General features: G+C 69.2%; 24 protein-coding genes. 10 read left to right on the plus strand and 14 right to left on the minus strand.

Going from position 1 to position 25,278, the window contains the following annotated elements; translation table 11 throughout:
- Positions 1-16: 16 nt before the first annotated feature.
- The 3 genes from C8258_RS09480 to cofD form a co-directional block, all read right to left on the minus strand.
- Positions 17-535 (minus strand): NUDIX hydrolase, encoded by a 519-nt coding sequence (locus C8258_RS09480; RefSeq protein WP_106954827.1) that lies wholly within the window; start codon positions 533-535, stop codon positions 17-19.
- Positions 532-1,884 (minus strand): coenzyme F420-0:L-glutamate ligase, encoded by a 1,353-nt coding sequence (locus tag C8258_RS09485; RefSeq protein ID WP_199195643.1) that lies wholly within the window; start codon positions 1,882-1,884, stop codon positions 532-534. Before C8258_RS09485 ends, C8258_RS09480 begins: the two co-directional genes overlap by 4 nt.
- A gap of 71 nt (positions 1,885-1,955) precedes the next feature.
- On the minus strand, positions 1,956-2,969 hold the full coding sequence (gene cofD / locus C8258_RS09490; protein ID WP_233224968.1) for a 2-phospho-L-lactate transferase: 1,014 nt from the start codon (positions 2,967-2,969) through the stop codon (positions 1,956-1,958).
- A gap of 582 nt (positions 2,970-3,551) precedes the next feature.
- Here cofD and C8258_RS09495 point away from each other — a divergent pair.
- Positions 3,552-3,785: a WhiB family transcriptional regulator gene (locus C8258_RS09495; RefSeq protein WP_036504657.1), complete on the plus strand. Its 234-nt coding sequence runs from the start codon at positions 3,552-3,554 to the stop codon at positions 3,783-3,785.
- Between the two features lie 311 nt (positions 3,786-4,096).
- Here C8258_RS09495 and C8258_RS09500 read toward each other — a convergent pair whose 3' ends face one another.
- Complete coding sequence (locus tag C8258_RS09500) at positions 4,097-4,573, minus strand: metallopeptidase family protein (RefSeq protein ID WP_167331878.1); 477 nt, start codon at positions 4,571-4,573, stop codon at positions 4,097-4,099.
- Positions 4,574-4,722: 149 nt separating this feature from the next.
- Here C8258_RS09500 and C8258_RS09505 point away from each other — a divergent pair, with 149 nt between their 5' ends.
- The 5 genes from C8258_RS09505 to C8258_RS09525 all read left to right on the plus strand — a co-directional run bounded on the left by C8258_RS09505 (position 4,723) and on the right by C8258_RS09525 (position 10,110).
- Positions 4,723-5,112, plus strand: a complete 390-nt coding sequence (locus C8258_RS09505) for a DUF3499 domain-containing protein (protein ID WP_036504562.1) — start codon at positions 4,723-4,725, stop codon at positions 5,110-5,112.
- 75 nt (positions 5,113-5,187) lie between these two features.
- Positions 5,188-6,570, plus strand: coding sequence for a phosphomannomutase/phosphoglucomutase (locus C8258_RS09510; RefSeq protein ID WP_106954914.1), 1,383 nt, complete (start codon positions 5,188-5,190; stop codon positions 6,568-6,570).
- Positions 6,571-6,662: 92 nt separating this feature from the next.
- The gene (locus tag C8258_RS09515; RefSeq protein WP_106954828.1) at positions 6,663-7,862 is read left to right on the plus strand and encodes a tobH protein; all 1,200 of its coding nucleotides are present in this window, start codon (positions 6,663-6,665) and stop codon (positions 7,860-7,862) included.
- Complete coding sequence (manA, locus tag C8258_RS09520; RefSeq protein ID WP_106954829.1) at positions 7,862-9,097, plus strand: mannose-6-phosphate isomerase, class I; 1,236 nt, start codon at positions 7,862-7,864, stop codon at positions 9,095-9,097. The genes C8258_RS09515 and manA overlap by 1 nt, the downstream gene beginning before the upstream one ends.
- Positions 9,098-9,189: 92 nt before the next feature.
- On the plus strand, positions 9,190-10,110 hold the full coding sequence (locus C8258_RS09525) for a cation diffusion facilitator family transporter (RefSeq protein WP_106954915.1): 921 nt from the start codon (positions 9,190-9,192) through the stop codon (positions 10,108-10,110).
- Positions 10,111-10,180: 70 nt separating this feature from the next.
- Here C8258_RS09525 and C8258_RS09530 read toward each other — a convergent pair whose 3' ends face one another.
- Together C8258_RS09530 and C8258_RS09535 are read right to left on the minus strand one after the other, a co-directional pair.
- Complete coding sequence (locus tag C8258_RS09530) at positions 10,181-11,632, minus strand: NAD(P)/FAD-dependent oxidoreductase (RefSeq protein ID WP_106954916.1); 1,452 nt, start codon at positions 11,630-11,632, stop codon at positions 10,181-10,183.
- Positions 11,633-11,673: 41 nt separating this feature from the next.
- Positions 11,674-12,246 carry a TetR/AcrR family transcriptional regulator gene (locus tag C8258_RS09535; RefSeq protein ID WP_106954830.1) on the minus strand — a complete coding sequence of 191 codons (573 nt, stop codon included), beginning with the start codon at positions 12,244-12,246 and terminating at the stop codon, positions 11,674-11,676.
- A gap of 88 nt (positions 12,247-12,334) precedes the next feature.
- Here C8258_RS09535 and C8258_RS09540 point away from each other — a divergent pair, with 88 nt between their 5' ends.
- A complete protein-coding gene (locus C8258_RS09540) occupies positions 12,335-12,775 on the plus strand; it encodes a DUF4267 domain-containing protein (protein ID WP_106954831.1) in 441 nt (146 codons plus the stop codon).
- A gap of 134 nt (positions 12,776-12,909) precedes the next feature.
- Here the strand turns inward: C8258_RS09540 and C8258_RS09545 are convergent, their stop codons facing one another.
- The 3 genes from C8258_RS09545 to rfbD form a co-directional block, all read right to left on the minus strand.
- Positions 12,910-13,983, minus strand: coding sequence for a sugar phosphate nucleotidyltransferase (locus C8258_RS09545; protein WP_062995279.1), 1,074 nt, complete (start codon positions 13,981-13,983; stop codon positions 12,910-12,912).
- 75 nt (positions 13,984-14,058) lie between these two features.
- Positions 14,059-14,958: a glycosyltransferase family 2 protein gene (locus C8258_RS09550; RefSeq protein ID WP_106954832.1), complete on the minus strand. Its 900-nt coding sequence runs from the start codon at positions 14,956-14,958 to the stop codon at positions 14,059-14,061.
- Positions 14,959-15,087: 129 nt separating this feature from the next.
- A complete protein-coding gene (rfbD, locus tag C8258_RS09555) occupies positions 15,088-15,951 on the minus strand; it encodes a dTDP-4-dehydrorhamnose reductase (protein WP_106954833.1) in 864 nt (287 codons plus the stop codon).
- 275 nt (positions 15,952-16,226) lie between these two features.
- Between rfbD and C8258_RS09560 the strand changes: the two genes are divergently transcribed.
- The 3 genes from C8258_RS09560 to C8258_RS09570 all read left to right on the plus strand — a co-directional run bounded on the left by C8258_RS09560 (position 16,227) and on the right by C8258_RS09570 (position 19,781).
- Positions 16,227-17,672, plus strand: coding sequence for an LCP family protein (locus tag C8258_RS09560; protein WP_199195648.1), 1,446 nt, complete (start codon positions 16,227-16,229; stop codon positions 17,670-17,672).
- The gene (locus C8258_RS09565; RefSeq protein WP_106954918.1) at positions 17,660-18,376 is read left to right on the plus strand and encodes a TIGR03089 family protein; all 717 of its coding nucleotides are present in this window, start codon (positions 17,660-17,662) and stop codon (positions 18,374-18,376) included. The genes C8258_RS09560 and C8258_RS09565 overlap by 13 nt, the downstream gene beginning before the upstream one ends.
- A gap of 106 nt (positions 18,377-18,482) precedes the next feature.
- Entirely contained in the window at positions 18,483-19,781 is a 1,299-nt protein-coding gene (locus C8258_RS09570; RefSeq protein WP_106954919.1) for a cytochrome P450, read from the plus strand.
- 6 nt (positions 19,782-19,787) lie between these two features.
- On the opposite strand, the gene C8258_RS09575 is transcribed toward C8258_RS09570, so the two are convergent.
- The 5 genes from C8258_RS09575 to C8258_RS09595 form a co-directional block, all read right to left on the minus strand.
- Entirely contained in the window at positions 19,788-21,356 is a 1,569-nt protein-coding gene (locus tag C8258_RS09575; RefSeq protein ID WP_106954834.1) for a carboxylesterase/lipase family protein, read from the minus strand.
- Between the two features lie 58 nt (positions 21,357-21,414).
- On the minus strand, positions 21,415-21,687 hold the full coding sequence (locus C8258_RS09580) for a SelT/SelW/SelH family protein (protein ID WP_106954835.1): 273 nt from the start codon (positions 21,685-21,687) through the stop codon (positions 21,415-21,417).
- A 143-nt stretch (positions 21,688-21,830) separates the two neighbouring features.
- Positions 21,831-22,244 (minus strand): YchJ family protein, encoded by a 414-nt coding sequence (locus tag C8258_RS09585; protein WP_106954836.1) that lies wholly within the window; start codon positions 22,242-22,244, stop codon positions 21,831-21,833.
- 24 nt (positions 22,245-22,268) lie between these two features.
- Complete coding sequence (locus C8258_RS09590) at positions 22,269-22,688, minus strand: hypothetical protein (protein WP_106954837.1); 420 nt, start codon at positions 22,686-22,688, stop codon at positions 22,269-22,271.
- Complete coding sequence (locus tag C8258_RS09595; RefSeq protein WP_233224969.1) at positions 22,673-25,078, minus strand: AAA family ATPase; 2,406 nt, start codon at positions 25,076-25,078, stop codon at positions 22,673-22,675. The genes C8258_RS09590 and C8258_RS09595 overlap by 16 nt, the downstream gene beginning before the upstream one ends.
- Between the last annotated feature and the right edge of the window lie 200 nt (positions 25,079-25,278).

Below are 25,278 nucleotides of genomic sequence, written 5' to 3' on the forward strand. Positions count from 1 at the left end.
GCCGGCGATGATCGATTCAGCGCAGCAGCACGTCCGAGTCGGCGGGCAGCGCGTCGACCGGCCACCACCGCAGATCCGTCGACTCCGCGCTGCACACCGGAATCGCGCCACGCGGCGCGCGAATCTTGAACAGCAGATCCAGGTGTCGGGTCGGCACCCCGAGCGAGCAGGTGATCGGGTGGGCCTGCGCGCCGTACAGCCCGGGCTCGACCTCCAGTCCGGCGATCCCGGACTCCTCGGTCGCCTCGCGCAGCGCGGCGTCGACCACGGTCTCGTCCCCCGGCTCGCAGTGACCGCCCAACTGGATCCATCGGCCGACCCGCGGATGCAGCGTCAGCAGCACCTCACGCTCGTCGTGGGAGAACACCACCGCCGAGGCGGTGATGTGACCGGGTGCGTGTTCGCGCAGACAGCCGCGCGGCGCCGAACCGAGGAATGCCAGCATCGCCTCCCGCACGGACTGTTCCGGATGCGTCGCGGGCCTCCAGTTTTCGAGCAGCTCGGTGGCCGAGGCATGCAACGACTCGGTACTCACAACTCGACCAGACCCGTTCCCGCCTCGCGCGGCGGGCGCGGCGACAGCTCCTCCTCCGGATAGCCGACGGCTATGGCGCCCAACGGATTCCAGTCCGGCGCCAGACCCAGGACCTCGCGAGTCACCTCGGGCGCGAAGATGGTCGAGCCGATCCAGCAGCTGCCGACACCGCGCGTGGCCAGACCGAGCAGCAGCCCCTGCACAGCCGCACCGACCGCGACGGTGAACATGGTCGACTCGGCGGCGCGGCGGCGCTCGTCCGGATAGTCGTGCGCGCCGTCGGGGACACAGAACGGAATGATCACCTCGGGTGCGTCGAACAGGATCCGGCCGCGAGCGACCCGGCGCTCCACCCGATCGGGATCCAGACCGTCGGCACCGAGGTCGTTACGCCATTGCGCCGCCATCGAATCCAGCAGGCGCGCGCGCAGCTCCGGCTGCCGCAGCCACACGAACCGCACCGGCCGGGTGTGATGCGGAGCGGGCGCGGTGAGCGCGTCGCCGACCGCGGCGCGGATCAACTCGGGATCGACCGGGGTGTCGGCGAAGGTCCGCACCGAGCGGCGCAGCAGCAGCGCTTCCCGGCGCCCCTGCTCGATCGCCTCGGCGGTGCCGAGCCAGAACAGATCCTCCTCGCCACCGCGCAGCAGATCCTTGGCGGTGGATCCGTCGTCGTGCGGAGTCAGCCCGCGCACGACCGCGACCGGCACGCCGCCCAGCTTGCCCTTCGCGAGATCCGCCGCGGCGGCGAGTTCGTCGGCCACCGCCACCTGGGTGACCTGCAGCTCGTTCCCCTGCCCGTCGACCGCGCCGGCATAGTCGTGCACGACGCGCAGACCGGCGGCACCGATCGCGGCATCGGTCTGGCCGATGCGCCAGGCCCGGCCCATCGTGTCGGTGATCACCACCGCGACGTCGACGCCCAGCCGCTGCGCCAGTGCCGCCCGCAGCGCTGCGGCGCTGGCATCGGGATCGGTCGGCAGCAGGACCAATTCGCCCTGCTCCACATTCGAACCGTCGACCCCGGAGGCAGCCTGCACGATGCCGATGTGATTCTCGGTGATGAGGGTGCGCCCCTTGCGCGCCAGCACCCGCACCGCCTCGGCATCGACGAGTTTGCGACGCACGGCATCGCGTTCGTCCGGGTCCCGGGGTGCCTCGACGACGCGCCCCTCGGCCTTGGCGACGATCTTGCTCGTCACGACCAGCACGTCGCCGTCGACGAGCCAGGGGGCCTGGGCCGCAATGTGTTCCGCGACATCGTCACCCGGCCGGAATTCCGGTAGCCCCGGCACGGGGATGATCCTGATCTCCCCGCCGGGTGCATGGTCGGTGTTTCGATCACTCATGCTGTGCTCAATTTCGGCATGAGCTGGGCGCTGCGTGGTTACGCTCCGCTCCCGCCTCCGCGCCTGATCGCTCATGCCGGCACCCCCGCGATGTCGAGCGCCTCCCGCACCATCGCGGCGGTGGCGGCGGGATCGCTCATCAGCAGCGGCACACTCCGCACCTCCACCCCCGGCACATCGGCCTCGTCGGTCGAGTGGATGAGCCAGCCGTCGAGGATGCCGGTGTCCGAGCGGGCGCCGAAGTGCCGTCCGATGGCCTCGGCCGAGGTTTCCACACCGATCACCTCGAGGCATTCATCGGCCATGCCGCGCAAGGGTTTTCCCCCGATCACGGGCGATAAACCGACGACTTTGGCGGAGGTGGTCCGCAGCGCGCCCCGGATACCCGGCACCGCGAGGATCGCACCGATGCTCACCACGGGGTTCGAGGGGGCCAGCAGCACCACATCAGCACCCTCTATGATTTCCGTCACACCAGGGGCAGGTTTGGCTTGATCCGCCCCGATTGTGACGAATCCATGGGTCTCGACGTTTGCTCGGTACCGTACCCACCACTCCTGGAAATGAATCGCGCGGCGTTCGCCAGGGTTGTCGGGGTCGCTGATCACAACGTGCGTTTCGCACCGATCGTCGGTTGCCGGGAGAAGTTTCACGCCGGGCTGCCAGCGATTGCACAGCGCTTCGGTAACCGCCGAGAGCGGGTATCCCGCGCGCAGCATTTCACTGCGCACCAGATGCGTCGCGATATCGCGATCTCCGAGTCCGAACCAATCCGGTTGCGCGTGGTATTTCGCCAGTTCCTCCTTGGCGTGCCAGGTTTCTCCCACCCGGCCCCAGCCGCGCTCGGTATCGATACCCCCACCCAGCGTGTACATGCAGGTGTCCAGGTCGGGACAGATGCGTAAACCGTGCATCCAGACGTCGTCGCCGACGTTCACCAGCGCCGTTACATCCGCTTCCGGCAGCAGTTCCCGTACACCTTGTAAGAAGCGCGCGCCGCCGACTCCACCGACCAACACCGCAATGCGCGGTTTACGATCAATCCGCTCGATCTCGGCCGCGATGTCCGCTTGTTCTCCAGTCACATCCGCACAGCCTATGCGGTGCCCGGAAGCGGGGGTTCGAGTGCGTATTTGCTGGTCATTTGCTACTTCGAGGTTACCGAACCGCGTCGAAGGCGGCCTCGGATAGTAACGGAATTGTGTCGGCAGCTTGACCATCGACGCGTCCGGCGTGTCTAATCACAGACATGTCATTCCGGGTCCGCGCGAGAGCCTTTGGCGGAGACCGCGTTTCGAACGCATGTTCGCATCGGAACGACAAGCTCGGGGATGTCCGCGGGACTACGTCGCGGTGTGGGACCGTCGGTGGGCACGTCCGGTCCGACGGAAAAATCATTCTGCGCTAACACACAGTGAGGAGGCGGAGCGATGGCCGAGGAGCTGGCCCCGTCGGGCATTCCGGGCGGTGTATCGCAAACCGATTCCACAGCATGCGCAGCACCAAGCGACTGCGCTGACAGCCGGAACGACGAACGAGAGGGGGGCAGCACGGTGAACAACGAATCGGGATCGCTCGACAGAACTCCGCAGGGAGGGCAGTGGGCGCGCACTCAGCGCAAACCCGAACCACCGCAGCTGAGTCTCATCGTCACCGACTTCGATGCGATGTTCGACACCATCGAAGAACAGTGGCAGGAACGGGCGCTGTGCGCCCAAACCGATCCGGAAGCCTTCTTCCCCGAAAAAGGCGGCTCCACAAGGGAAGCCAAACGGATCTGCCTGGGCTGCGAGGTCCGCGACGAGTGCCTGGAATACGCACTCGCCCACGACGAGCGGTTCGGTATCTGGGGCGGTCTGTCCGAACGCGAACGCCGCCGCCTCAAGCGCGGCATCTCGTAGCCGCCTCGCTCCCCCGCCTCTCCGGGAATCTTGCGTGCCGTGAGAGCCGGGTGAGTGTCGCTTCGGGCCGGCGGTCGCGGGGCTGGTCGGGTTCTGGGCGTACCCGGTGAGTTACCCATGTGCTCGCGAAATCTGTTGTTCGGGTTCCCCGTTCGCCTCGCTTCGCTTCGGCGGGGCGGGGCGGGCGACGGAAAGCGGGTCGCCCGGCACTAGTTCATGGCCGCTTGGCACTCGTTCTTGGTTACCCGTTGTTCATGGTCGCCCGCGTTCGTCTTCACCGGCGAACGCGGTGACCGGCAGTTCTTGCGCGCCTACTCCCCTGTCGGGTCGATGATCTCCGGGTCTACGCCCAAGTAGGTGGCTATCTGCTGGACCAAAACTTCACGCAACAGGTCCAGGAGGTCTTCCGGGTCGTGGGCGCGGAGTTCGAGGGGTTTGCGGAACAGGACCACTCGGGCTCGGGTGGCTACGTTGTGGCGGTCGACTCCGGCCGGGATCAGGCGGGAGAGCGGGACCGGGCCGTCGGCGACCACCTCGTCGGGCCAGGTGACCGAATCCGGATGCAGCGGACGGATCTTGGGGACGTCGTCGACCGCGATGTCGAGTTTGGTCAGGCGATCGTGCCAGCGGGCGTCCAGTGGGGCGAACGCCTCCAGCACCAGGCGGTCGAACTGCTGGCCGCGGGTGCGGCGCGCGGGCGCCGACGGCGGCAGCATCGGTCCGCGCACGCCGCGGCCGCGGCGAACCACCGAACGGGTCGTCACCGGCCGCCTCTTCGATCGGGTCATACCTTGCGACAGTAGTCACCGCGCCGGCGGCGGGGCCACGTGATCTCCCCGGAGCCGGAGCCCCGCGCGACCCGAAGTGGCCGGGGACCGGCCCGCGTGTCTGTCTGCGACACACGGCGTGGGGGGTTAGTCTGCTGGATGTGATTCCCATGCGTCGTTGCTGCCGCCCAGGCTGCAAGAATCCGGCCGTCGCGACGCTCACCTATGTCTACTCGGACTCCACCGCAGTCGTCGGCCCCCTCGCCACCGTCGCCGAACCGCACTCCTGGGATCTGTGCGAAACCCACGGCTCCCGCATCACCGCCCCCAAGGGCTGGGAACTGGTCCGGCACGAAGGTGGATTCTCCTCCAGCACACCGGACGACGACGACCTGACCGCACTGGCCGAGGCCGTCCGAGAAGCCGGGATGCGACGCCGCGCACCGGAACCCGAACAGCGCGGCTACAGCGAGTACGCCCCGCCCCCGGCGCGACCCCAGCGGCCCGGCCGCACCGGCCGTCGCGGCCATCTACGGGTGCTACCCGATCCCCCGAACTGAGCCCGCACCACGCGCCGCACACGCGCGACCGGCCTGAAGCCCGGACGGGCCGGCGGCCCTATTAGGGTGTTGGTCATGACAGTCGCCCGGTCTGCCGAGTCCGTTCACGCAGTTGTCAAGGCATACGACGTTCGCGGGGTTGTCGGGGAGCAGATCGACGCGGAATTCGTCCGCGATGTCGGCGCGGCCTTCGCCCGGCTGATGCGCACCGACGCCGCCCCCGCCACGCGCATCGTCATCGGTCACGATATGCGCGACTCCTCCCCGGAACTGGCCGCCGCCTTCGCCGACGGCGTCCTCGATCAGGGCCTCGACGTGGTTCACATCGGGCTCGCCTCCACCGACGAGCTCTACTTCGCCTCCGGCCATCTGCGGTGCCCCGGGGCCATGTTCACCGCCAGCCACAACCCCGCGCGCTACAACGGCATCAAGCTGTGCCGGGCCAACGCGCTGCCGGTCGGCCAGGAGACCGGGCTCGCGATCATCGCCGAGGAACTCGTCGAGGGCGTGCCGGCCGGACCGGGCACCCGCGGCACCGCGACCGAACAGAACTTGCTCGAGGCCTATGCCGAATACCTGCGCGGGCTGGTCGATCTCGGCGCGATCCGGCCGCTGAAGATCGCCGTGGACGCCGGTAACGGGATGGGCGGCTATACGGTCCCCGCCGTGCTCGGTGCGGTGCCGCAGCTGACCATCGCCCCGCTCTACTTCGAACTCGACGGATCGTTCCCCAATCACGAGGCGAACCCGCTGGACCCGAAGAATCTGGTCGACCTGCAGAAGTACGTCCGCGAGACCGGCGCCGACATCGGCCTGGCGTTCGACGGTGACGCCGACCGCTGCTTCGTCGTCGACGAGCGCGGCGAACCGGTCTCCCCCTCGGCGATCACCGCATTGGTCGCGGAGCGCGAACTGGCGAAAGAGCCGGGCGCCACGATCATTCACAACCTGATCACCTCGCAGGCCGTGCCCGAACTGGTCACCGAACTCGGCGGCACGCCCGTGCGCACCCGCGTCGGCCATTCCTTCATCAAGCAGCAGATGGCCTCGACCGGCGCGATCTTCGGCGGCGAGCATTCCGCCCACTACTACTTCCGCGACTTCTGGGGTGCCGACTCCGGTATGCTGGCCGCTCTGCACGTACTGGCTGCCCTGGGCGAGAAGGACCGGCCGATGTCGGAGCTCGCGTCCTCGTACGCGACGTACGCGGCCTCCGGGGAGATCAACTCCACAGTAGCGGATGCGCAGGAGCGAACCCTGGCGGTGGTCACCGCATTCGAAGGGCGCGCGCAATCGGTGGACCGGCTCGACGGCGTGACCGTGCGACTGCCCGGCCAGGCGTGGTTCAATCTGCGCGCATCCAACACCGAGCCGTTGTTGCGACTCAACGTCGAGGCCCGTTCGCAGGAGGAAGTAGACGCACTCGTGACCGAGATTCTGAGCATCGTGCGCGGCTGACTGGAATAGTGGAATCACAGGGCTTGGATTCGCCCGGGGACAACGACATCCCCCGGCGTGGTGACCCGATTGAGGGGAGGTGGCAACGCCCGATGATCGCAGGGACACCCGTACTCGACCTCGATGACGTCGCCTCGTTGGAGGCCGCGGATTCCGGGGGAATTTTGCGTTCGGCCGCCTCCGGGGGCGCCCAGGTGCGTGCCACCGCGGCCGCCGTCGCCGAAAACGCGCTCGGCCGGCTCGAGGGTCTGCGGCCGCGAAGTCTGGTGCTGGTCTCCGGCACCGGGCGCGCGGCCCGCGCGGCCACTCTGCTGCAGGCCGCGTTCGGCGACCGCGCGGGGCTGCCCATCATCAGCGCCACCACGATTCCGCAGTGGGTCGGCTCGCTGGACGTGGTGGTCGTCGCCGGTGACGACTCGGCCGATCCGCGCCTGACCGGCGCCGTCGACCGGGCGCTGCGCCGCGGCGCCGAAGTCGTGGTCGCCGCGCCCGACGAGGGCCCGATGCGAGCCGCGGCCGCCGGACGGGCGGCCATGCTGCCGCCGCGGATCCGGGTGCTCGACCACAACCGGATGCTGCGATTCGTCGCCGTCGGCATCGCGGTGCTGCAGGCCGTCGATCCGATGCATATCGGACCGCTGGTCCCGAACCTCGACGAACTCGCCGATGTGCTCGATGCCGAGGCACTGCGCGACGGCCCGCACCACGAGGTCTTCCACAACCCCGCCAAAACCCTCGCCGCGCGGATGCGGGAACGGCGGCTGGTGCTGACCGGCGATTCCCCCGCTGCCGCGGTGGTGGCCGAGCACGGCGCCGAGGTGCTGTTGCAGACCGCGGGACAGATCGCGGCCGCCGTCGACCTCACCGAGGCCGTGGCCGCGAACGCGCGGCTGATCGAATCCGCGGAGGTGACCGCGCCCGGTTACGATCCGCTGTTCCACGACGAGCAACTGGACGGACCGGCCCCGGTCGATCGGGCCCGGGTGTTCGTGGTGAGCGCCGACGGCGATCAGGTCGCGGCCCGGCGCCGGCTGGCCGTCTTCGGCGCGGGCGCGGGCATCGTCGACGCCGATCTGGTCAACGTCGACATCGAGCTGATGCGCACCGAGGCGAGTGTGCCGCGCGATACCGGTGCGGGCGAATCCCAGGCGCCGGCGGCCGGTCGCGGCAGCGAGCTCGAACAACTGGCGGTGCTGGTGCTGCGGCTGGAAATGGCCGCCGCCTATCTGCGTCTGCTCGGCGGCCCCCCAGCCGCGAGCCGTCCCGCCCACTACGACGGGGGCCACTACTAGTGCACGAACTCGTTGGTGCGTTGCGTTCCTATGCCTGGGGATCTCGCACCGCACTCGCTCAGCTGTGCGGCCGGGAGGTTCCCTCCCCCCATCCCGAGGCCGAATTGTGGTTCGGCGCCCACCCCGCCGACCCGGCGAAGGTCCTCGCCGACGGCGCCGGCCGCTCGCTGCTGGAACTGCTGGAGGCCGAGCCGAACCGGGAGTTGGGCGCGGTCGCATCGGCGTTCGGTGGCCGCCTGCCGTTCCTGCTGAAGATCCTGGCCGCCGAGGAACCGCTGTCGCTGCAGGCGCATCCCAGCGCCGATCAGGCCCGCTACGGATTCGAACGGGAGAACCACACGCGGGTGCCGCTGGATTCCCCCATGCGCAACTACCGCGACGACTCCCACAAGCCCGAGCTGGTGGTGGCACTCGACCGCTTCGAGGCGCTGGCCGGTTTCCGCGACCCGCTGCGCACCGTCGACCTGCTGAACTCGCTGGCGGTGCCGGAACTGGTGCAGTACACCGAACTGCTTGCCGCCCAGCCGGATTCGGGCGGCCTGCGCACCCTGTTCACCACCTGGATCACCCTGCCGCAGGCCATGCTGGGTACCCTGCTGCCGAAGGTCCTCGACGGATGTGTGCGCTACCTCAAACAGGTCGACCCGCTCGAATATCCCAGGCAGGCCAAGGAATTCGCGGCCGAAGCGCGCACCACCCTGGAGCTGGCCGAGGCGTACCCCGGTGATGCCGGGGTGCTGGCGGCTCTGCTGCTGAACCGGTTGACGCTGGAACCCGGACAGGGCCTGTTCCTGGCCGCCGGCAGCCTGCACGCCTATCTGCGCGGTATGGGCGTCGAGATCATGGCCAATTCGGACAATGTGCTGCGCGGCGGGCTCACTCCCAAGCACGTCGACGTGCCCGAGCTGCTGCGGGTGCTGGATTTCGAACCGCTGCGCACGCCGATCATCGATCCCGAACCGGTCGATGAGAACTCGTTCCGGTACCCCACGCCCGCCCCGGAATTCGCGCTGCGACGCTTCGAATTGACCGAGGACGCCGCCGCGGTCGACATTCCGCGGGTCGGACCCGGCATCATGCTGGTGACGGCCGGCACCGTGGCGCTGTCGCAGGCCGGGAACGAATTGCCGATCGCCGCCGGCAGCGCCGCGTGGATCTCGGCCACCGATACCGATATCCGGGCGCGAGCTCTCGGCGGCCCCGCGCAGCTGTTCTGCGCGTGTGTGGGCGAGTGAGCGCACGGCCGATTCGGCCGCTTTAGTAGATTGATCGAACAAATCGGACATCTACCGGCGTGCGCCGGGGACGAAAGGACCGGGGCTGCACCATGTCTGCTGGTGGCGGGAAGAAGGCGATCTTCGCGGCGTTGAGCGCGAATGCCGGTATCGCGGTGGCGAAATTCGTCGGCGCCGCGATCACCGGTTCCGGATCGATGCTGGCCGAGGCCGTGCACTCGGTGGCCGACACCGGTAATCAGGGTTTGCTGTTGCTCGGGCAGAAGCGTGCCGAGCAGGAGGCCGATGATCTGCATCCGTTCGGCTACGGACGTAACCGCTACTTCTACTCGTTCGTCGTGGCGCTGGTGCTGTTCTCCCTCGGCTCGATGTACGCGATCTACGAAGGTGTGCACAAGATCCAGCATCCGGAGGAATTGACCTCCCCCCTGGTGGCGATCGTGATCCTGGCCATCGCGGCGGCGCTCGAGGGCTACAGCTTCATGACCGCGATGCGGGAGTCCGCACCGCTGCGCGAGGGTGCGAGCTGGTGGCGGTTCATCCGCAACTCGCGCAGCCCGGAACTGCCCGTGGTGCTGCTCGAGGACACCGGCGCCCTCATCGGTCTGCTGATCGCGCTGGCCGCGGTGGTTCTGACGGTGGTGACCGACAACGCCATCTGGGACGGCATCGGCACCCTCGGCATCGGCCTGCTGCTCGGTGCCATCGCGGTCGTGCTGATCGTGGAGATGAAGAGCCTGCTGATCGGTGAGGGCGCGACCCCCGCACAGGACGCGGCGATCCGCGCGAAGCTGGTCGACGGCGAGCGCATCGACCGGGTCATCCACCTGCGCACCGAATACCTCGGCCCGGAGGAGATGCTCGTGGCGGCGAAGGTGTCGATCGTGCCCGGACTGGAGATCGCCGATATCGCCGCCGCGATCGACGACGCCGAAGCCCGGGTGCGGGCGGCCGTCCCCGCCGCCCGGGTCATGTACATCGAGCCTGATTTGTACCGCACCCAGCCGGTGTAGACCGCGGCGGCGGATGCCCGAGCACTGAGGATCGCCGCTCCGGTCCGATGGCGGCGCGCGGGATTCCGGTTCAGGACAGCGCGCCGAGCAGGACGGCCGGGTCGATGCGGATGCCGAACTGCTCGCGCAGGGCACGGGTCGCGGCGTGCATGCCGCACATGCCGTGCACGCCGGGACCCGGCGGCGTCGCCGCGGAGCACAGGTACACACCGGGAATCGGGGTGGCATAAGGGTTCCAGCGCGGAGTCGGGCGGAAGATCGTCTGCGCCAGGGTCATCGCACCGGCCGCGATATCGCCGCCGACGTAGTTGGCGTTGTGCGCGGGCATGCGTGCTGCCGGACGCAGGTGGGTGGCCTGGATCAGATCGCGGAAGCCGGGGGCGAAGCGTTCGAGTTGCGCGATGACGTCGGGACTCACGTCGCGGCCGGACCCGTTGGGTACGTGGGCATAGGCGTAGAGCGTATGGTTGCCGCCGGGAGCCCGGGACGAGTCGACGACGCCCGGCTGGATCACCAGAACGTACGGCCGCTCGGCGTGCCGGCCCGACGCGACGACACGTTCGACGGCCATCGCCTCGGCTCGCGTGCCGACGACATGTACGGTGCCCGCGGCCGCCAGCTCCGTCGCCTGCCACGGCACCGGGCCGGACAGAGCGAAATCCACCTTGCATGCCGCGCCGCCGAATCGATAGCGCTGCAACCGGTTTCGATACGCCGTGGGCACTCGCGCGATCCGCAGCAGTTCCGTGGGCGCGGTGTCGAGCAGAACCGTTCGCACACCGGCGAATTCGTCCAGTGAATCGACGCGGTGCCCGGTGTGGACTTGCCCGCCGTGGCTTTCCAGATCGGCGATCAGCGCATCGACGATCGCCTGCGAGCCGCCACGCGGAATCGGCCAGCCACCCACATGGCCGAGGGTGCCCAGCAGCAACGCCACACCAGCCGCCGAGAACTGCCGCGGCGGCATGATGGCGTGCGCGCTCACCCCGGTGAACAGTGCCGCCGCACGTTCCTCGCGAAAACGCAGGTCCCACAGCGGAGATGCCTGCTCGAGCAGTCGGCGGCCGAAGCGCAGCGCGGACAACGGATCACGAGGAATACGGCGCAGGTCCGACATTCCCAGCTCCACCACCGCCTCCCACTCTCGCACCAGCGGGGCGAACAGGCGCCGCCACGTCGCACCGTCGCGGCCCAGCCCCTCAGCCGTCCGGTCCAGATCCCGCCAGGCCGACGCGGCCACCCCGCCGTCGAGCGGATGTCCGTAGGAGATCGCGGGAGTCGCCAATTCGACGCCGTGCGCACCGAGATCGAAGGCGCGGAAGAACGGGGATGCCAGCGCCATCGGATGCGCGCCCGCGCACACGTCGTGGTGATATCCGGGCAGGGTGAGCTCCGCGGTACGGCAGCCGCCCCCGGCGCTATCCGCGGCTTCGAACACCTCCACCTCGAGTCCCGCGCGGGCCAGTAGCACCGCCGCGGCCAGACCGTTGGGCCCGGAGCCGACCACCACCGCATCCGCCATGATCACCACTGTAGGGTCCGAAAACCGAGGGGCTCAGGGCATCAACTCCGGGTGGCCCAGCGGATGAGCACGTCCATGCGCTGTTCCCACAGGTCCGGGCGGAGGCGATGACTGCGGTCCAGCGCCGCCATCCCGTGCAGCGTGCTCCAGAACACCTCGGTGTAGGCCCCGGTGTCGGCTTCGGGGACCAGCGGGCGGAACAACCGCTCGAGCTCCTCGAAGCAGTCGCGCAGGGTCTGGGGTGCGTCGAGACCGAAGGGCAGTTCGGTGTCGAGGACGAACATGGCGTCGTAGAGGGCGGCGTTGTCGGCCGCGAAATTCAGATAGGCCCGGGCGACCGCCTCCATCGCGGCACCGGGGCCGTCGGCCTGCTCGTGGGCGGCGCGGAGCACATCCCGCAACTGGCCGATCCCCTCCTCGGCCACGGCCGAGACGATTGCCCGTTTTCCCGAGAAGTGGCTGTAGAGCACGGGCTGGCTGTATTCGATGCGCTCGGCGAGCCGGCGCACGGTCACCGCATCCCAGCCGTCGGATTCGGCCAGTTCACGCGCACTGTCGATGATCGCCTGCCGGCGCTGGGCGCGTTCGCGTTCCTTGCGTTCCTGAACCGTCATACCTAAATTCTAGCAACGCTAGACAAGTTAGCGATTGCCGCTTACGCTTATCTCATCGGTTAGCAACGCTAGATTTTGGAGCAAGACAATGACGCGCACTCGCCTCGCCACCGCCCTCGTCCTGATCGGCGTCGCCTTCATCCTGTACATCGGCCTCGGCTACGTCCTCACACCGAACTCCATGGCACCCGGCTTCGGGCTTCCGGCCTGGCCGCAGGGAGAGTCGGCGGCCTTCATGACACTGAAGGGGGTCCGCGATATCAGCTCCGGCGTGGTGCTCCTGGCGCTGCTGCTGACGCGGCAGCGCTTCGCGCTCGGCGTCGCGATGCTCGCCACCGCGGTGACCCCGGTCGGCGACATGCTCACGGTGTTGAACAATCACGGCTCGGTGACCACCGCGCTGAGTGTGCACGGTCTGACCGCAGCCCTGGTCGCCGCGACCGGTGTGCTGCTCATCCGCGAGCGTTCGGCGGCGACGGCGTCCCGGAACGCCGTGGCAACGGTCCCGGCCGCCGCCGTCCCGCAATAGTCAGCGGTACCAGTGTTCGACATCCTTCCGGCAGCTACGACAAGGCCGCCCGCGCGAATGCACGGGCGGCCTTGTCGATCCACAGCACAGGCCGATTCACAGCACGGGCCGGCAGCGTCCGGCGATCGCCGGGCCTAGACGTCGGTGGAGAAGCGGATCCCGCCGTCGGGCAGATCCACGCCCGGCCAGATGCGGGCACCACGCAGCAGCTCACAGCGGGCGCCGACGCTGGCGCCGTCACCGATCACCGCATCGCGGACCAGCGCCCGCGGCCCGATGCGCGCACCGAATCCGATGATCGAGCGCTCCACGGTGGCGCCGGCCTCGACCCGGGCGCCGTCGAACAGCACCGCACCGTCGAGTCGCGCACCGGCGCCGACCTCGGCGCCGCGTCCCACGACCGTGCCGCCGATCAGCAGCGCACCCGGCGCGACACCGGCACCGGGGTGGACCAGCGATTCCCCGCGCTGACCCGGCAGCGCCGGCGAGGGGGCGATCCCGCGCACCAGATCGGCGGACCCGCGCACGAAGTCCTCCGGCGTTCCCATATCCCGCCAGTACGAGGCGTCGACATGCCCCTGGATGTGGGCGCCCTCGGCCAGCAGCGACGGGAACACCTCGCGCTCGACCGAGACCGGGCGGCCACTCGGGATCTTCTCGATGTACTCGCGACGGAAGACGTAGCAGCCGGCGTTGATCTGGTCGGTCGGCGGATCCTGGGTCTTCTCCAGGAAGGCGGTGACCCGGCCGGTCTCGTCGGTGGGCACGCATCCGAAGGCGCGCGGATCACCGACGCGGACCAGATGCAGCGTCACATCGGCGCGGGTCGAGGCGTGCGTGTCGAGGACGGCCCCCAGATCGGCGCCGCCGAGGACGTCACCGTTGAAGACCATCACGTTGTCGGCGCGCAGCTTCGGCAGCACGTTGCGGATACCGCCGCCGGTCCCCAGCGGTTCGGTCTCGGTGACGTATTCGAGGTCGAGGCCGAGTTCGGCGCCGTCGCCGAAATGTTCCTCGAAGACCTCCGCCTTGAACGATGTGCCCAGCACCACATGGGTGATGCCGGCATCGGCGATCCGGGCCAGCAGGTGGTGCAGGAACGGCAGACCGGCGACCGGCAGCATGGGTTTCGGCGCCGAGAGCGTCAGTGGGCGCAGCCGCGTGCCCTGGCCACCGACCAGGATCACGGCGTCAGTTGCGGTGTCCACGCCCGCGCTCCCTCCCGAATTGTCCGGCATCAGTCTTCCCCTTTTTCAGGTTCGGTCCACGCGTTATCGCTGCGCTTAGCGGTCGCGCTCGCGCAGCGCAGATCGAACCGCAAGTTTGCAGCGAATCGCAAGTCCGGCCCGCAACGCCCATCGCAGCGGGGCCTGCCACCAGTGCGGATGGCGGTCGGCCTGGAAACGATAGGCGGAGGCGTGATGGGCGGGCAACATGGTCTCCGGATGCCGCCCGGCCGCGTGGCCCTTGGCATGGGTGACCTCGGCGGTCGGCACGAAGACGTTGTGCCAGCCGGCCTTGCCCATCCGGTCGCCGAAGTCGACATCCTCCATGTACATGAAGTAGCGCGAGTCGAAGCCGTCGATGCTGTCGAACGCGTCGCGCCGGACCAGCAGGCACGAGCCCGACAACCAGCCGACAGTGCGCTCGGCGATCTCCTCGTTCTCCTGCCGGTACCGCCGGGTCCAGGGGTTACCCGGCCAGATCGTGCCGAGGATCGCGTGGCCGGCGCCGTCGAGCAGGCCGGGCACCCGGCGCGCGGAGGGATAGATACTGCCGTCCGGCTCGTGGATCAGCGGCCCGAGCGCACCCGCGCGCGGCCAGCGCCGGGCAGCGGCCAGCAGGTGATCGATGGAATCGGTGCCCCAGCGCACGTCCGGATTGGCGATGATCACGTATTCGATATCGGGATCGAGTTCGGCGACCGCCCGGTTCACCGCGCCGCCGTAGCCGATGTTGCCACCGGTGCGCAGCAGTGTGACGTGTTCGTTGGACTCCGCGGCCAGCTCGGGAGCGCCGTCGGTCGAGCCGTTGTCGGCGAGGATCACCTGCGGTTTCTCCGCGGTGGCGGTCGCGAGTGTGCTGATGAAGTGGTCGAGATGCTCGCCCGGCGAATAGGTTACGGTGACCACCGCCAGCTGAGGGGTACGGTCCGCGGAAGGGGCTGAATCCGAAGCGCTCACGGAAGGCCAGCCTAATGGGTGAGAGGCCGGAGTAGGCACCCGAGCACAACCACCCACAGGGCCTTATCAGTCTGACGGCCGGCGTCGCGGCTCACGGGCGCCGGTTCACGCGGCGGCGAGCAGCAACGATCACGGTTGCGTCCGATCCGACAGGCGAGTCAGCGCATCGGCCAACGCCGCCCGCCATTCCCGCAACGGCGTGAGACCGGCCTGCGCCCATGCTCGATTCGACAGCACCGAATATGCCGGGCGCCGCGCAGGACTCGAGAAGTCGGCGGTACCGCACGGCCGCACCCGCTCGGGATCGGCCCCGAGTTCGGCGAACACCGCCCGCGCCAGCCCGAAGCGGCTGACCGCGCCCGCATTACTCGCGTGCAGCACCCCCGGAATCGGCTGCCGCGCAACGAGTTCCAGCAGGCCACGCGCCAGATCGGGTGCGTAGGTGGGCGATCCGATCTGGTCGTCGACGACCGATATCGTCTCGCGTTCGGCCTCGAGCCGTCGCATCGTCGCCACGAAGTCGCCGCGGTCGCCGGTGTACACCCATGCCGTGCGGACGATCGTGGCCTGCGGATATTCGCCGAGCACGGCCTGCTCACCGGCCAGTTTGGTACGGCCGTACACACTTGCCGGGCCGGTCGGATCGTCCGGCTCGTACGGATCCGACGCGGTGCCGTCGAAGACGTAATCGGTGGAGATGTGGATCAGGCGCGCGCCGGCCACGCGGCAGGCGGCCGCGAGTACCGCGGGCCCGGTGACATTGCCCGCGTACGCCGCGTCGTGCTCGGACTCGGCGGCGTCGACGGCGGTATAGGCGGCACAGTTGAGCACCACATCGCCCGGGCGAACGACGGCGCGCACGGCTTCGGGATCGGTGATGTCGAGATCGGCACGGCCCAGGGCGAGTGCCGCAGGCGCCGCCGTGCGCAGCGCCCGGCCGAGCTGTCCGCCGGCGCCGGTGATCACGAGCCGGGACTGGGAATCGGGACTCATCCGGCAAGTCTGGCACGCCACGCCAACAGCGGTTCAGCGGTGCGGGCGCACTGGTTGGATAGCCTCGAATCCGGGAACTCCCCGGTACGCCACCGGTATCGGAGGCGGTGGGCTACGCGGGCAGATTCTCGAACGGGGGTCGATCGAGCGTGGAAAAGGAATACGGAGTGCCGCAGAACAGAAGTGCGTCGTCGCCGCCCCGCGGCGCCGGAGCACCACTGCCCGGCGGCCGCATCCCGCGAGCTCGCGGCGTCCGCCCGAGTTCGAGCCCCGGGGTGAATCGTCCCGGGCGGCTGCTCGCCGTGGCCGCGGCGGCGGTGGTGTTCATCGTCACCGGCTTCGGCTGGCACAGCGTGGATTCCCTGATCTCCGGCATCGAGCGGATCGGCAACCTGGGACTCGGCGGCGGCCACGACGGTGCGGTCGACATCCTCATGGTCGGTATCGATAGCCGCACCGACGCGCACGGCAATCCGCTCAGCGATCAGGAACGGGCGATGTTGCACGCCGGCGACGAGGTGGGCACCAACACCGACACCATCGTGCTGGTCCGGGTGCCCAACGACGGCCGGTCGGCGACCGCGATCTCGATTCCCCGCGACTCCTATGTCGACATCCCCGGTATCGGCAAGGGCAAGATCAACTCCGCCTACGGCGCGACCAAGGAGAACGCGCGGCAGAAATTCGCCGCGCAGGGCCTCTCGGATTCCCAGATCGAGCAGAAGTCCACCCAGGCCGGCCGGCAGGCACTCATCAAATCGGTCGCCAATCTCACCGGAGTCACCGTCGACCATTACGCCGAGGTGGGCCTGCTCGGATTCGTGCTGCTCACCAATGCCGTCGGCGGGGTGGACGTCTGCCTGAACAACGCGGTCGACGAACCGCTCTCGGGTGCGGATTTCCCCGCCGGACAGCAACGGCTCGACGGGGCGCAGGCATTGAGTTTCGTGCGTCAGCGCCACGATCTGCCACGCGGCGACCTGGATCGCATCGTGCGCCAGCAGGTGTTCATGGCCTCGCTGGTGAACAAGGCCCTCAACGCCCGAATCCTCGCCAATCCCGGGAAGTTGCGCGAACTCGCCGATGCCGTCGGGCGCACGATCGTGCTCGACGAGGACTGGGATGTGGTGGCGTTCATGCATCAGCTGCAGGATCTGTCCGGCGGAAAGGTGAATTTCGAGACCGTTCCGGTGCAGGATCTCGACGGAACCACCGCCGACGGCGAATCGGTGGTGAAGGTCGACCCGAAATCGGTGAAGTCCTACGTCGCGGCGGCGGTCGGCGCCACCACCGACGATCACGACGACGACCGCGCGGCGGCGCCGAGTTCGGTCACCGCCGACGTCTACAACGCCGGCAGCACCGGCGGTCTGGCCGGTCAGGTCGCACAGGCGCTGACCGGGAAGGGTTTTCACACCGGAACCGTCGGGAACTGGCCGGGTGCGCCGGTGCGCAGCAGCCGGGTGCTCGCCGCCGCGAGTTCCGACCCCAAGGCCAAGGCGGTCGCCGAGGCACTCGGCGGCCTGACCGTGGTCGCCGAACAGGATGTGCCCGAGGGTGCGGTGCGCGTGGTGCTCGCCGATGACTACTCTGGTCCGGGCTCGGCGGCCGGCAGTCTGTTCGACATGTCCGGAACCTCGCCGGCCTCGGGCACCGCGACACCGGTGCCGCCCGCGCCTCCCATCGACGCCGGCCAGAACGGACCGAAATGCGTGAACTGAACGACACTCTCACCGATGCCCTGCTCGGCCCGATCCTCGCCCGCGACGCCGCGGCGCCGCGGATCACCCACTACGACGACAGCACCGGCGCCCGCATCGAACTGTCCGGGCTGACGCTGGCGAACTGGGCGGCCAAGACCGCCAATATGATTCGCGACGAATTCGGCCTCGCCCCGGGCGCGCGGGTATCGGTGTTGCTGCCCGCGCACTGGCAGACGGCCGCGGTCCTGCTGGGCTGCTGGTGGGCCGGCACCGAGGTGGTGCTGCGACCGGACACCGACGCCGAACTCGCGCTGGTCTCGGCCGCGCGCATCGACGAGGCCGGCGATATCGCCGAGGTGGCCGCGCTGTCGCTGGATCCGATGGGTATGCCGGTCGCCGATCTGCCGGTCGGCATCACCGACTACGCCACGTCGGTGCGTGGGCACGGTGACCAGTTCCACCCGGCGGGCGCGGGCGCCGCCCTCGACGGCGCCACGGTCGCCGAGACCGTGACAGCGGCCCGGGCCTCGGCCGAACGGCAGGGATTCGGCGCGAGCGACCGGGTGCTGTCGACCACCGACTGGGACACCACCGCCCACCTGATCGACGGGCTGCTCGCGGTATACGCGGCCGGAGCCTCACTGGTGCAGGTGACCGCCCCCGATCCGGCTCGGCTCGAGCACCGGATCGGCACCGAACGCGTCACCGTGCGCCGGTCCTGATCTCCTACCCCGGTAGGGCACGGCGATCCACCCGCAGTCCGTTTTCGGGACGCCCGCCACTCCGTAGTGTGGGTGTCAGCGAACCGGACGACGAACGGGGATGGCGATGAAGCCGCAGTACTGGTTTCGGTGGTTGGTGGTACAGGGCACGCCCCGGCTGGCCTTGAAGACCTATGCCCGCCGCGGCGAGACCCTGGCGAAACTGATGTCGAGCCCCGAGGCGCTCCAGGATCCGATACCGCTGCTGGAATCCCTGCGCGCCCAGGGACGGCTGGTGCACTCTCCCTTGGGCTGGGCAACCGCCGACTACGAGCTGGTCCGTACCGTACTGCGCGACACCACGTTCAAGGTCGCGGCGGCCGAGGGTTTCGTGCCCGGACCGCTGCGGCCGCTGATGGATCTGGCGACGCTGCCACCCAATCCGGTGCAGCCGCCGTCGATGCTGGTGATCGACCCGCCCGACCACACCCGGATGCGTAAACCGGTGGCCTCGGCATTCACGCCGCGCGCGATCGCCCGGCTGCGCGACCGCGTCGAATCGGTGACCACGGAACTGCTCGACGCCCTGCCCTCCGGCGGTTCGGCGGATCTGGTGGCCGACTTCGCCTCGCAGGTGCCGATCGCGATCATCTCCGAGATGCTGGGCTTCCCCGATGCCGACCGCGACCGCTTCCTGGCCTGGGGTGACGCCGTCTCGCCGATGCTCGATATCGGCATCAGCTGGCGCACCACCCGCGGCGCGTCGGCGGCGATCGTGGAGATGGACCACTACCTCGACCAGCACATCGCGCGGCTACGCCGCGAGCCGGGCGAGGACATCCTGTCCGGTCTGGTGAGCTCCGGCACGCTGGACGACACCGAACTGAAGGCCTCCGCGACACTGCTGATGGGCGCCGGATTCGAGACCACGGTCAATCTGATCAGCAACGGCATCGTCCAGCTCGTGACCCATCGCGATCAGCTGGACCGGCTGCGCGAGGATCCGCAGCTGTGGCCCAACGCGATCGAGGAGATTCTGCGCTTCGACGCACCGGTGCAGAACACCGGCCGCATCGCCGGGCGCGAGGTGGAGCTGGCCGGTATCACGGTGCACGAGGGCAGCACCGTGGTGTTGTCGCTGTCCGGCGCCAATCGCGACCCGAAGGTGTTCGCCGAACCGCACCGCTTCGACGTCACGCGCGCCAACGCCAAGGATCACCTGACGTTCTCCAGCGGTATCCACGCCTGCCTGGGCGCCAGCCTGGCCCGGATGGAGGGCACCTACGCGCTGCGGTCGCTGTTCGAACGTTTCCCGAATCTCGTGCTGGCCGGTCGCCCGCAGCGTCGGCCGCTGTTCACCCTGCACGGCTACAGCCGGTTGCCGGTGCTGCTCGGTCAGCGCGCCGAACAGCCCAGCGGCGTCTGAGCCGGCTCAGCTGAAGCCGACCGCCTGGTCACCCCAGGCGGTGTGCAGATCGTGGTCGGGATCGTCGAGCACCCGGTCCGCGGCGTCGACGACCAGTGTCGTGCGGGTGGATTCGCGGTAGGGCGGCCAATGTTTCGAGCCGTCCAGCGCCGCGGGCACCCCGTGTTCGGCGAAGGCCAGCCAGCGCCGCATCATCCGGCCCGACACCTCGCTCGCGACCTTGCGACCGCCCAGCCAGAAGGTCGGATCGTGATCGAAGGAGCCGAAATTGCCGAAGATGTACGGCAATTCGGTGGCGTGACCCGCGCCGACGCGCGCCGCCTTCAGCATCGGCGTGGCCTGATCGAAGCGATACATCCAGGTGCGGCTGTGCCGGGAATGCGCGTCGGCGACCCAGTGCGCCGGCATCCGGAACGCCGCATCGGTCGACATCGCCAGCGCACCGCGCGTCTTGGCCAGATCCGGGTAGGCGGAGGTGATCTCGGCGATGCGCTCGTGCGAGAGCCCGGGATGTTCTCCGGCGACCGCATTGAGCATCGCGTTCACCGCATCGGGTGTCACCGGCATGATCGGCGAGCGGAACAGGCGGAACAGCGACGCCTCGTCCTTGTTGGTGCCGATGATCAGCGGTACGCGATGCGAGCGGCCCTGCTGGAAGCGGTCGGTCGGATAGGTGGGCAGCAGATCGCCGTCCACCACCGGCGCCGCGGCCAGCCGTCCCGGCGACTGCAGGGGCACCTCGTCGAGCAGGACACCGGCCGCGTCCACGATCCGCTCGATGGGGCATTCCAGCAGTTCCCGGGCACGTTCGGGCGGCAGGTCCATCAATTCCAGGAAGCGGCTCGCCACCCCGGCGGCCCGGTCGGGACCGAAGACGGTGGTGGCCGGCGGACTCTGCGCGATGGCGCGGTGGAACAGGCCCGCGGCCCGCGGCGAAGTCAGCAGCGCCGTCACGCATCCCGCGCCGGAGGATTCGCCGAAGACGGTGACGTTACCCGGATCACCACCGAAGGCGGCGGCATTGTCGCGCACCCATTCCAGTGCCGCGATCTGGTCGTGCAGGCCGAGATTGGCGACGAACCCGTCGCCCAGTGAGGACAGATCGAGGAAGCCGAGCGCGCCGAGCCGATAGTTGACCGCGACGATCACCACGTCGCCCGTCTCGACCATCCGGCGGCCGTCGTAGATCGCCTGCGCGGCCGTGCCCAGACAGTAGGCGCCGCCGTGCAACCAGACCATCACCGGACGCGGCTGCACCGGTTCGGCGGCCGGTGCCCAGACATTGACCCACAGGCAGTCCTCACCCATGCGCAGCCCCGAGTCCACGGGCACCATATCGCCCATGGTCTGCGGTGCGATCTCGCCGAATTCGGTGCAGTCACGCACTCCCGACCAGGCTTCGGGCGGTTCCGGCCGCGCGAACCGCTTCGGGCCCGCCGGCGCCGCGGCATACGGGATGCTGCGCCACACGTGAACGGATCCCGTACGCAATCCGCGGACCGCACCGCTGGTCGTGTGGGCGACGGGTCCGGCAGTGTCCTCGACCGGAGTCGCCTCGAAGAATTGAGTGCTCATCTCGCACCTCCTCGTACTCCCTGTAACCGAGAGTACGTCCGAGATCATTCGTACCGCGTCAGCCTCGATCGATGTGGCCGAGGTCGCGGTCGGGATCGATGCGGTCGCGCACGCGCTGTTTCAGTCCGGCGATATCCGGGAAGCCACCGTCGGCTCTGCGCTCCCAGATCTGCTCACCGTCGACGGTGATCCGGAAGACTCCGCCGCTTCCGGGGATCAGTGCCACCTCGTCGAGGTCGGTGCCGAAGGTGTTCAGCAACTCCTGAGCCATCCATCCGGCCCGCAGTAACCACCGGCATTGCGTGCAATATTCGATCGCGATTCGTGCCATGCGGTGACCCTAGTGAGGGACCGGGTTCCCGGTAGTCACCGCGCGGCCGTCCACTTTGAGGCAACTCCTTCGCTATCTGTTCTAATCGGAAATGTATTGCCGTAATGGTAGTAGGAGAGCACTGGCGACTCTTTACGAGCCGATTACGATTCGATATCTCCATCGACGTAGACCCACTGACCGTCGACACGAGCAAATCTGCTGCACTCGGAAAGTACGCCGCGCCTGCCGTCGTATCGATAGGTGGCGCGGAACTCGACCACTCCGGCGTCGTCGAACAGGCCACCCGCCTCGGTGCCGAAGACCTGCAGCGATATCCAGCGCTGCGCCGGATCCAGGGCCAGGCGCCGCGGCCGGGTCCGTGGATGCCACGTCCGCAGCAGATAGTCGCGATCGCCGACGGCGAAGGCGGTATAGCGCGACCGCATCAGCGCTTCGGCGGTCGGCGCCGGGCGGGTGCCGTCCAGGCGCGGGCCGCAGCACTGCCCGAACTGTTCGCCGCTGCCGCACGGACAGCGGTCGGTGTCGTCCGGGCGCTCAGGAAAGGTGTCGGCCATCGCACGATTATCGCCGCCCGGAATTCACCGGTTCCGGCCGCGGCCGAACACGGCGGGTACATCCGCGCGGCCGATGCGGTCGAGTTCCTCGGCCAGCCGGGTGGTTTCGTCGTACCAGTCGCGCAGTTCGTGCAGGGTCGGCGCGGGTTCGGAGTCGAGGTGATGACCGGCCCGCGACAGCGTCGCCCACAGTCCGCCGACGCGGCCCGCGAGTTCGGGACCGGCGCAGCTGTCCAGCGCCAGCAGTTGCGCACGCATGCTGCATCGGGCCAGCGGCGGAGACACCCGCGCCCACAGCCGGTCCACCGACTGTTCCAGCGCGATCCGCAGGATCCACACCGTCGCCCGGGACCACAGGCCACCCGCATCGGTGACCGTGCCGTCGAGCAGTTCCGCGGCCGCCGCCAAGCGCTGTGCCACGGTCGGCCTCACGGATTCAGCCATGTCACGAATCTCTTCGTCCCCGAGATCAGATCGCCCGAGCGGCGCTGGATGCGGATGTGCGCACCGGCCGTGGCATCACGCACCACCGCGCGGGCCCACGGCGCCTCCCGATCGAGATAGTCGTTCAGATCGTCGACCCGGTCCGGTACACCGAAGACCGCCAGGGCGACCGTCTCCCACGTGGTGCGTGCCCGATCGACGCGGCGCTGCACCTCGCGATGGTCGATGCCGGCGGCCAGCAGTTCACGCCGGGCGCGGGCCAATGCGGCCGCCTCGATCGCCGATCGGCAGCAGGTGATGACCAGTTCGGTCGCGATCGCCTTCGGCAGCTGCCTGGTGCGCAGCAGGGCCCGCGCGTCGCCGAGGTAGCGCTGCACCGGATCCTCGACCGCGCGCACCTCCACCCGCGAATGCTCGCGCCGCTGTACCTCGAGAACCGTTGCGTCCAAACGCAATCGGCGCACCGCCTCGGCCAGCCGCTCGTCGTGGGTGAACACGATCACCTGGCGTCCGCTGCGCGCCACCGCCGCCAGCACCCGGGCGAGTCCGTCGACCTTCGCCGGATCCATCGCCTGCACCGGGTCGTCGATCATGACGAATCCGAACGGGCTTTCGGCCACCGTGGCTCGCGGCAGGAACAGGGCCAGGCCCAGCGCATGCAATTCGCCCTGACTCATCACTCCGAGAGCGGCGGCGCCCGAGTCGTCCACGGTGACGTCGAGCAGCACCTTGCGACTGGCTCCGGCGTTGCCCTGCAAGCGAATCGCGCCGAGATCCACATTGCTGCGCTGACGCAACCCGCCCCAGATGCGCCGGGCGTGCTCGGCCAGCGGGGCGAGGCGTTCGTCGCGCAGGCCGGCCGCGGCCGACTTCAGCCAGTCCTCGGCGCGGCGGACGGTACGCAGCTCGGCCTCGGCCGCGGCGACCAGCCGGGCCTCGTGCAGCCAGGTCGCGATGCGCGGGACCAGCGGCGTCCAGACCGCGTCGATGCGATCGAGTTCCTTGTGCACGGCCCGCTGCAACACCTCCAGCCGCACCGCGAGTTCGGCGTGCGCGCCGCGCATCCGGGCGGCCAGGGTGGCGCCCGCTTCGACCTCGAGCAGGGCGGACCAGCTCGACCAGGCTCGACGGGTGTCCGCGGGATCGATATTGGGCGCGGCGATGGTCGATTCCAGTTCCGGCGGAACGGGTTCGATCAGCGACCGGGCCGCGGCGATCGCCTCACCCAGCGCCGCCCGGGCGGTGGTGAGCACTGCGGCGCGCCGCTCGACGGCCTCGATCCGGGCTGTCGCCTCGCGCTGCCATCGCACGTCGAGACGACCGTGGCCGCAGACCGGGCACGGACATTCACCGCCCTCCGCGTGTTCACGAGCGCCACGCAGCAGGTCGACCACGCGGAGTTCGGCGTCCAGATCTCCGGTCGCCAGCTCCAGCAGTTCGGCGGTGCCGCGCTCGACCGCCTCGGTGGCCGACTCGACCTGCGCGGAAGCCGGTATGCGCAGGCGTGCGACAGCCTGCAGTGCCGCGACACCGCCGGGGTCGTGGCGGGCGCCGGCGAGTTCGCGGGCGACCGCGGACAGATCCGGCGCGGGCGCGCGCAACATCTCGGCGACGCGCTCGGCACGCTCGTCGGCGACGGTGAGCAGTTCGTCCAGCAGGGCCTGCCGGCCGTCCCGGGACTGTTTCGCGGCGCGTTCCAATTCGATTCGGCGCGTGCGGGTCCGATCCAGTGCGGCGCTGATGTCGTCGAGCCCGAGCAGCCGGTGAAGGGCGTCGAACAGATCGCTGGGACGGCCGTCGACCACCGCGCCGAGTTCGCTGTAGGACAGGAACGGCCGATACAGCTCCAGAGCCCGGGCCCAGTCCTCGGGGCGGAATTCGGCACTGTCGCTGTCGTTTTCGCGCTCCGTCCAGCTACCGGCCGAGAGTTCGTCGCCCTCGGCCCACGTACGCGTGATCGTGAACGGGCCTCGTTCCTGTGCGACGAGGTCGACGGCGATCCGAGGGGTCTCGTCGCAGTGCAAATTTCGCCAGCCGTCGCGCCAGACCGCGGATCTGCCTTCCCAGCGCCGATTGACGCCGGTGAGTGCCAGTTCCGCGGCCTCGGCGAAACTCGACTTGCCCGACCCGTTGCGACCGACCACGAGCGTCAGACCGGGACCGGGCGCGATCCGCAGGACCGCCTCGCCGCCGATCCCGCGGAAGCCGCGAACACGGATGGCGCTCAGGAACACTCCGGACCGCGGCCCGGCGTCGCTCTCCTCGGCGGACTCCCCCAACGCCGCCAGCACCGTCTGCGCTACCTCCGGGCTCACCGCCGGATCTGCCTGCAGCCGTGCCGAAACCAGTTCACGCAGGCGTGGCGCGACCTCCCCCTGCTCTTGCCCCACTGCCCCTCCCGGCCCTCGCGCACGACTCGTCGTGGCGAACGCTACCGGAGAACCGGCCCGGGCGGGACGCATGGCCATCGAACGGTCGAACCGCCCGATGGCCACCCCTCGGCCGTCCCGGCCGGGCAGTTCCACGGGTTACACCCCTCACGGGTGGCTCGGTTCAACCGAACAGATCAGAATGCCAGAGATCACGATCA

Source organism: Nocardia sp. MDA0666 (assembly GCF_003023875.1).
In the GTDB taxonomy this organism is placed as follows: domain Bacteria; phylum Actinomycetota; class Actinomycetes; order Mycobacteriales; family Mycobacteriaceae; genus Nocardia; species Nocardia aobensis.